Genomic DNA, 7,707 nt, shown 5'->3' with positions numbered 1-7,707 from the left:
GGCAAGGACCCACTCCATGATGTCCAGTCTCCTGGCTTCCTTGGGTTTCAAGAAAACGTCTCCCTTCTTCATGAGTGACATTTTCTCAGACCGCTTACGGGGTGACAATATCACAGGCCAACAACACAATGGGTAATCCGGTTGTTGAAATCGGCCCTCATCGGTGGTAGAATGTAAATCACGGCTGTGAAGAAGCCAAGACCGGTTTGCGGCGAAGGTGGCGTCGGGCGGGCCGGTGGACCGGCCGTGTTTGTCATCCGGAGAGATGGCCGAGCGGATGAAGGCGCACGCCTGGAGAGCGTGTGGGCGGGTAACCGCCTCGTGGGTTCGAATCCCACTCTCTCCGCCATGTAATAGTGGTCGGTGGTCGGAGACTTCACACTGACGACTGACGACCGACGACCGACGACTAAGGTTTAGCCGTGCTAGACGGGGAGGTAGCGGTGCCCTGTGACCCGCAACCCGCTATAGCGGGGTTGAATTCCTGCCCGAGGGCTTGGCTTGTGGGGTCCGGCCGACGCAAGGGGTGTTGACGGTTGGGTCTCGCGCGACGGAGCTTCTCGAACCGTGTCAGATCCTGACGGAAGCAGCACTAAGGGAATCACTCCGGGTGCCGCGAGGGCGCCTGGCCCGAGCCACCTGCGGCGGTAACGCCCGGAAGTCATTGTTCGGAGGCGGGTGCACGGCTAGTTTCACGAAGAGGGTGGGGAAACCACCCTCTTCGTGTTGTTGTTGTTGGTAGGGGGGTGGGGTGAAGAACCGCACGGCACCGTCGACCGGGTCGTGGAAGGAGCCGGAAAAGACCGTTTTTTAGCCGGGGAAGACCGTTTTTTGCGGGTGGTTTTCGTTTGGTTTGGCTGCCGGGTTATGGCCGGATGTGCGTTTTGAGTGTATAATTAATGAAACTTGCACCGGGGATTATGCTTTTTACGGAACACACAAGCCCGGGAATACACAACCCGGAGCTGCTGAAGTGGTGGAACCGGAGGGACGGCTTGGGAAGTGTTAGGCGGGGGGAGCAGCTTGCCGTACTCCACGGCCACAGCTTTGACGGTTGCTTTGGATTGCAGAAGCGTTAGGCGGGGGGAGCAGCTTGCCGTACCAGACTCTGTACCGGACCTGGCGGCCCCGGCGTTTTGATGAGATTGTCGGCCAGAACCACGTCGTTCGGACGCTTGAGAACGCCGTGCAGGCCCAACGGGTGGCCCACGCCTACCTGTTTTGCGGCCCGCGCGGCACGGGGAAGACGACGATGGCCAAGGTGCTGGCCAAGGCCGTGAACTGCACCGGCCGGGACGGGGCCGAGCCCTGCGGGCAGTGTGCCTCCTGCGTGTCCGTCGCGGCCGGGTCGGCGGTGGACGTGCTCGAGATCGACGCCGCCTCCAACCGGGGGGTGGACGAGGTGCGCGAACTCCGGGAACGGGTGAAGTTCCACCCGGCCGCAGGGCGCTTTAAGGTGTACATCGTCGACGAGGTCCACATGCTCACCAACGAGGCCTTCAACGCCCTGCTGAAGACCCTGGAGGAACCGCCCGCCCACGTGATCTTCGTGCTGGCCACCACCGAACCGCACAAGGTGCCCCTGACGGTCATCTCGCGCTGTCAGCGCTTCGACTTCCGGCGCATCGGCCGGCCGGACCTCGTTTCCAGGCTGGAGGAAGTGGCGGCCCAGGCGGGGCTGACGGTGGAAAGCGGGGTGCCGGCCTTCATCGCCCGGGTGGCGGACGGGAGCCTCCGGGACGCCCTCGGCATCCTGGACCAGGCCGCCGCCCTGAGCGGGAACCGGATCACCCTCGAGGACCTGCACAGCATTCTGGGAACGGTCACCGGGGAGGTGCTGGAGCGGCTGGTGGGCCACCTGGCCGCCGGGGAAACCGGCGCGGCCCTGCGGGTGTTGCAGGAGGTGCAGGCTCAAGGCAAGGACCTCCGGATCGTCGCCCGGGAACTAACCGATTACCTGCGCGACCTGCTGTACGGGGCTTTCGGCGCCGGGGGCGCGTCCCGGCCGGACTTGGACCGGGACCGGCTGGTTGAGTTTTTGGCCTTGTTTGCCAAAGCCGAGCAGGAAATGCGGTTTGCCACGCGGCCGATTCTGCCCCTGGAACTGGCGGTGGTCCGTGCCGGCTGGCCGGCGCCGCCCGGCGCCGGCGACGGGCCGGCACGGACGGCCCAACCCGAAAAGGGTCCGGAACTGGAGCGGGTGTGGGAAGAGGTGCTCGCCGAGTTCCGGCGGCGCAAACCGCCGGCAGCCCCTTGGCTGGCCCGCGCGGAGCCCGTGGCGGCCGGTTCCCGGAAGCTGGTGCTGAAATTCCGGGACGCGCTGGCAAAGGAAAAGGTAGCTTTGCCGGAGAACAAGGTTATACTGGAGAATATTCTAAATCTATACTACCCCGGTCGCTGGCAGATCATCTGCGTGTTGGATGAGACGCCGCCGAAACGGTAAGGAGGGACATCGCCATCTTGGGGATCAACAAGATGATGAAACAGGTCCAGGAAATCCAGGCCAAAATGGTCCGGCTACAGGAGGAACTGGGCGAGCGGACGGTGGAGGCCGCGGTGGGCGGCGGAGCCGTCAAGGTCGTGGTCAACGGCCGGCAGGAAGTCTTGAGTATTGAAATCCTGCCCGAAGCCATCGATCCGGAAGATGTGGAAATGCTGCAGGACCTGGTGCTGACCGCGGTCAACGAAGCGCTGCGGCAGTCACGGGAGATGGTGGCCGGCGAAATGGGCAAGCTGACCGGGGGCCTGAAAATCCCCGGCATGTTCTAAGCCGCGGCCAAACAGGGAGCGAGCGGTTTGCGGTATTCCCGTTCGGTGGGCCGCCTGATCGAGGAACTGGCCAGGCTGCCCGGGATCGGCCCGAAAACGGCGCAAAGGTTGGCTTTTTACCTGGTCACCGCGCCGCGGGAGGCGGCCGAGAGTTTGAGCCGGGCCATCTTGGACGCCCGCGACAAGCTGGTGTTCTGCAAAGTGTGCGCCAACATCGCCGATGAGGACCCCTGCGGCATTTGCCGTGATCCCAACCGTGACCACGGCTTGGTGTGCGTGGTGGAACAGCCCCGTGACGTCCTGGCCGTTGAAAAGGCGCACGGCTACCGGGGGCTCTACCACGTCCTGAACGGCAGCCTTTCCCCGCTGCAGGGCGTGGGCCCCGAGGAGTTGAACATCGCGGCCCTGGTGGAGCGGGTCCGGGAAGGCGCCGTCCGGGAGGTGATCGTGGCCACCAACGCCACGGTGGAGGGCGAGGCCACGGCCTTGTACCTGGCCCGGTTGCTCCGCCCCCTGAGCGTCCGGGTGACCCGGCTGGCTTTCGGGCTGCCGGTGGGTTCCGACCTGGAGTACGCCGACGGTCGGACCCTGGCCCGGGCGATCGAGGGCCGGCGAGAGGTATAATTTGCCTTCCGGGTTGCATATGTTTTGATAACCAAGACGGGTAGCCCGGGAGGTGCTTCGCGGTGGACTGGAAACTGATTCTGTTGGGTTTCTTGGGGTTGGCGGGGCTGTACCTGGTGGGGTCGTTTTTCCTGACGCCTTTGAAATACCTGTACCGCCTGTTTGCTTACGCCGCCGTGGGGGTCATCCTGCTGGTGGTGGTGAACTTGGGCGGGTCCTTCTTTGGGTTTCACGTCGTCCTCAATCCGTTCACCGTCCTGACTGCCGGTCTGCTCCAGGTGCCGGGAGTGATTCTCCTGGTCCTGCTTACGCTGATGATCTGAAATGCGGGATAAAGGCGTTTGCGGCGCGGGCCTCCTCAGGGCGGGGAGGCTTTTCTTATTCAGGCCGTTATTTTGGGGGAAGGGGATTTCTCGGTGAACCAACGGCGGGCGCCCCTGTTTGAGGCCCTGAAGCACCATGTGCTCCAAAACTACGCGGGCTTTCACTTTCCGGGGCACGGCGGGGGAGGCTTTCCCCGGGGTTTTCCCGGCGGTCGTGAGTTCTGCCGGTTCGACCTGACCGAGCTGCCCGGGCTGGACGACCTGCACGCGCCCGCGGGCCCGATCGCCCGGGCCCAGGAATTGGCGGCGGCTTTGTACGGGGCCGACCGTACTTTTTTTCTGGTGAACGGGAGCACGGCCGGGGTGCAGGCCCTCCTGCTGGCGGCCACGGCCCCCGGGGAAAAGGTGCTGGTGCCTCGAAACGCGCACCGCGCGGTGATCGGGGGCCTGGTGCTTTCGGGGGCCGATCCGGTGTACGTCACGCCGCCCTACGACTCCGACTGGGGCTTCTGCCGCCCCTCCCGGCCGGCCGACCTCCGGGCCGCCCTGCGGGCGCATCCCGGCGTCCGGGCCGTACTCTTGACCCACCCGGACTACTACGGGCAGGCCGCGGTGGATGCTGAAACGGCCGCGGTGCTTAAGGAGTCCGGAGCCCTATTCTTGGCCGACGAGGCTCACGGGGCGCACCTGCCGTTTCACGCCGCGATGCCGGCGCCGGCCTTGGGGCTTGGGGCGGCGGCGGCGGCGCAGAGCCTGCACAAGCTGGGCGGCGCCCTGACCCAGGCTTCGTTGCTGCACCTCAAAGGGACAGGCCTTTCCCCCGCGCGGGTGGGCCGGGCGCTGGCCTTGCTCCAGACTTCCAGCCCCTCGTATCTGCTGATGGCCTCCCTGGACCTGGCCCGGCGGCAACTGGCCGTCTCCGGAGAACGGCTTTTGGGACGGGCGGTGGAACTCGCCGGCCGCCTGCGCCGGGGATTGGCGGCGCTGGGCGGGGTGGAGGTTTTCGACGCCGGGCCGGGCCGGGCCGACCCGACCAAGGTGCCGGTGTCCACCCGCGGCCTGGGTTTGAGCGGGTACCAGGCGGCCGCCTGGCTGCGCGAGAGGCACGCCGTTCAGGTGGAAGCGGCCGGCCGGGATCACCTTTTGTTTGTGGTCGGGCTGGGGACGCGGGCCCCGGATGTCGCCCGGGCCCTGAGCGCTTTTCGCGCTCTGGTCCGGGAGCACCTCTCCTCCGGCCTCCGACCTCCATTTTGGCCTGTTCCCCCGGCCCAAAAGGTGCTTACCCCGCGGGAGAGCTGGTTTTTGCCGGCCCGGGCCGTGCCGCTCCGGGAAGCGTCCGGCCTGGTGGCCGCGGAAACGGTCAGCCTGTGTCCGCCGGGAATTCCGATCGTGTTTCCGGGTGAAAAACTGACCCCGGAAGTGTTAGAATATATTCTGGAAATCCGGGCCGGGGGAGTGGCCTTTCAAGCCGCTGAACCCGGCCTGGAAACCATATTGGTGCACGACGGGTGAGGCGGTGAGCGGCGTTTTCATCGTTTTTGAGGGTATAGACGGCGCCGGGAAGACCACCCAGCTCGCGCGGCTTCACGAGGCGCTCCGGCTAAAGCGCCACCGGGTGCTGGCGACCCGCGAGCCGGGCGGGACCCGGATCGGCGAGGCCGTGCGGCGGGTGCTGCTGGACACCGGGAACAGCGGGATGACCGGAGAAACCGAGGCGCTGCTCTACGCGGCCGCCAGGTCCCAGTTCACGGCCGAGGTGGTAAGGCCGGCGCTGGCGCGTGGGGAGATCGTCTTAAGCGACCGCTTTTTGGACTCCTCCCTGGCTTACCAGGGTTTCGGGCGCGGGCTGGAACTGGACGGGCTGCGCCGGGTGAATCTCCTGGCCACCGGCGGTTTGCGGCCCGACCTGACCGTGCTTTTGGACCTGCCGGCGCACGCCGCCATGGCCCGGCTGAACCCGGACCGCCGGGACCGCCTGGAGCAGGAGGGAGCAGCCTTTTTTGAACGGGTGCGCCGCGGTTACCTGGAGCTGGCGTCGGCCGATCCCGGGTCCTATTTGATTGTCAACGCCGAACGGGAGGCAAAAGCGTGCGCGTCCGCGATTTGGGCGCGGGTGGGGGTTTTGTTGCCGCCCGGACCGGTTTGAACGGGGGTTGATCAGGAATTGCTGGACGGGATCATCGGGCAGGAACTGGCCAAGAGGTATTTTCAGAGGGCGGTTGACGGCGGCCGCCTGGCGCACGCCTACCTGTTTCACGGTCCGGCGGGGGTGGGCAAGAAAAGCCTGGCCCGGGCGCTGGCCCAGGCCTTGGTCTGCAACGCCGGAGGAAAGGCTTTCTGCAGTGTTTGCCCCACTTGCCGGATGTTCGTCGCCGGTTCCCACCCCGACTTCCGGGTCCTGGACGGTGCCCGGAAGTCGATCGGGATCGCCGAGGTGCGGGAGCTGCAGCAAACACTCGTCTACCGGCCGTACGGGACGCGGCACCTGTGCCTGGTGCAGGAAGCCGAAGGCCTGACCGCGGAAGCGGCCAATGCCTTTCTAAAGACTCTGGAGGAACCGCCGGCCCCGGCCCTGTTTATCCTGACCAGTTCCCGGCCCGCTCGGCTGCCGCCCACGGTGGCCTCCCGCTGCTTGAGGATCCCCTTCCGGCCGCTGACCACGGATGAAATCACTTCCGGACTGGAGACAATGGGGTTTAAGGGGGACGTGGCGCTGCTGGCGGCCCGCCTGGCCGGGGGCAGCCTGGGACGGGCGGCCGAACTGGCTGCCGGCGGGGATGGTCCGGACTGGCAGGAAAAGGCGGCGCACCTGGCGCACGCGTTCCTTTCCGGGATCGGGACCGCTGAGTTGTTCGCCCGGGCCCGGGAACTCGGGGAGCGGGCCGAAATGCTGGCGCGGACCGAGCACCTGCTCCTCTGGTACCGGGACCTCTTGCTGTGGCGGGAGGCCGGCGCCGAGGAATTGCTGACCAATGTGAACCGCCTGGAACAGATCCGGGTGCAGGCGCGTTTGGCGGACGGCCCGGCTCTGGTGCGGAGAATCGGCGTTATTGAAGATACGAGAAAGAAACTGCTGGCCAACGCGAACGTGCGCCTGGCGGCGGAGGTTTTATGCCTGCGCCTGGCCGGGCCGGCCGAGGAGGAACAGGACGGATATGACCGGGCAACTGGTTGGAGTTCAGTTTAAGAAAACCGGCAAGACGTATTATTTTGATCCCGGCGCCCTGGATTTGGAAAAGGGTGCGGGAGTGATCGTGGAGACGGTGCGGGGGTTGGAATACGGCACTGTGGTCATCGGGCCCCGCCCCCGGGATGGCGAGGACGGCGAACAACTGCTGAAACCGGTGGTGCGCAAGGTCACCGACGAGGACTTGAAGTGCCTGGCCGAGCTGCAGGAAAAGGAAACGCGGGCCTTTCAGATCGGGGAGGACAAGATCAAGGCGCACGGCCTGCCGATGAAGCTGGTGGGCGTGGACTACACCTTCGACGCCAGCAAAGTGATTTTCTACTTCACGGCCGAGGGCCGGGTTGATTTCCGCGAGCTGGTCCGGGACCTGGCTTCGGTTTTCCGTACCCGTATCGAACTGCGGCAGATCGGCGTGCGCGACGAGGCGAAGATGCTGGGCGGGCTCGGCGGTTGCGGCCGGGAGCTTTGTTGCGCGTCCTGGCTGCGCGAGTTCACCCCGGTCTCGATCAGGATGGCCAAGGAGCAGAACCTCTCGCTCAACCCGGCCAAGATCTCGGGTATCTGCGGCCGGTTGATGTGCTGCTTGAAGTACGAGAGCGAAGTGTATGAGATCGCCCGGGGTGAGTACCCTGATGTCGGGGCCCGGGTGGAAACCCCCGCCGGGGAGGGAAAGGTGACCGGGGTGAACATCTTCCGGAACACCGTGAGCGTGGAACTCAAAGATTCCAAACACGTGCAGTACTTCCCGTTGAAGCAGTTGAAAACCCTGCCCAAGCGCTAGGCGGATCAAAATCAACAAGCCGG

Annotated in this window: 8 protein-coding genes, 1 tRNA gene and 1 other RNA gene; all 10 read left to right on the top strand. The window is 65.6% G+C overall.

The window, feature by feature from the left end:
- Window positions 1-259: 259 nt before the first annotated feature.
- Window positions 260-349 (top strand) — tRNA-Ser (locus AB1402_08780).
- Window positions 350-420: 71 nt separating this feature from the next.
- Window positions 421-686: signal recognition particle sRNA large type (gene ffs / locus AB1402_08775), an RNA gene on the top strand.
- Window positions 687-1,093: 407 nt separating this feature from the next.
- The gene (gene dnaX / locus AB1402_08770; protein ID MEW6541690.1) at window positions 1,094-2,443 is read left to right on the top strand and encodes a DNA polymerase III subunit gamma/tau; all 1,350 of its coding nucleotides are present in this window, start codon (window positions 1,094-1,096) and stop codon (window positions 2,441-2,443) included.
- Between the two features lie 14 nt (window positions 2,444-2,457).
- Window positions 2,458-2,769 (top strand): YbaB/EbfC family nucleoid-associated protein, encoded by a 312-nt coding sequence (locus AB1402_08765; protein MEW6541689.1) that lies wholly within the window; start codon window positions 2,458-2,460, stop codon window positions 2,767-2,769.
- A gap of 27 nt (window positions 2,770-2,796) precedes the next feature.
- Window positions 2,797-3,393 (top strand): recombination mediator RecR, encoded by a 597-nt coding sequence (gene recR / locus AB1402_08760; protein ID MEW6541688.1) that lies wholly within the window; start codon window positions 2,797-2,799, stop codon window positions 3,391-3,393.
- 62 nt (window positions 3,394-3,455) lie between these two features.
- Window positions 3,456-3,716: a pro-sigmaK processing inhibitor BofA family protein gene (locus AB1402_08755; protein MEW6541687.1), complete on the top strand. Its 261-nt coding sequence runs from the start codon at window positions 3,456-3,458 to the stop codon at window positions 3,714-3,716.
- Between the two features lie 93 nt (window positions 3,717-3,809).
- Window positions 3,810-5,228 (top strand): aminotransferase class I/II-fold pyridoxal phosphate-dependent enzyme, encoded by a 1,419-nt coding sequence (locus AB1402_08750; GenBank protein ID MEW6541686.1) that lies wholly within the window; start codon window positions 3,810-3,812, stop codon window positions 5,226-5,228.
- Window positions 5,229-5,232: 4 nt separating this feature from the next.
- Window positions 5,233-5,862 (top strand): dTMP kinase, encoded by a 630-nt coding sequence (gene tmk / locus AB1402_08745; GenBank protein ID MEW6541685.1) that lies wholly within the window; start codon window positions 5,233-5,235, stop codon window positions 5,860-5,862.
- An 18-nt stretch (window positions 5,863-5,880) separates the two neighbouring features.
- Window positions 5,881-6,903 (top strand): DNA polymerase III subunit delta', encoded by a 1,023-nt coding sequence (gene holB, locus AB1402_08740; protein MEW6541684.1) that lies wholly within the window; start codon window positions 5,881-5,883, stop codon window positions 6,901-6,903.
- Window positions 6,872-7,684: a stage 0 sporulation family protein gene (locus AB1402_08735; protein ID MEW6541683.1), complete on the top strand. Its 813-nt coding sequence runs from the start codon at window positions 6,872-6,874 to the stop codon at window positions 7,682-7,684. The genes holB and AB1402_08735 overlap by 32 nt, the downstream gene beginning before the upstream one ends.
- Window positions 7,685-7,707: the final 23 nt, after the last annotated feature.

The sequence above is a fragment of the Bacillota bacterium genome (genome assembly GCA_040757205.1).
Taxonomy (GTDB): Bacteria; Bacillota; Desulfotomaculia; order Desulfotomaculales; family Desulforudaceae; genus Desulforudis.
The sequence above is the reverse complement of the archived record's forward strand: the minus strand, read 5'-3'. Positions and strand labels throughout refer to the sequence as shown.

Excerpts from the sequence above, each read along its gene's own strand:
- AB1402_08735 (MEW6541683.1), top strand. The coding sequence starts at position 6,872 with ATGACCGGGCAACTGGTTGGAGTTCAGTTTAAGAAAACCGGCAAGACG.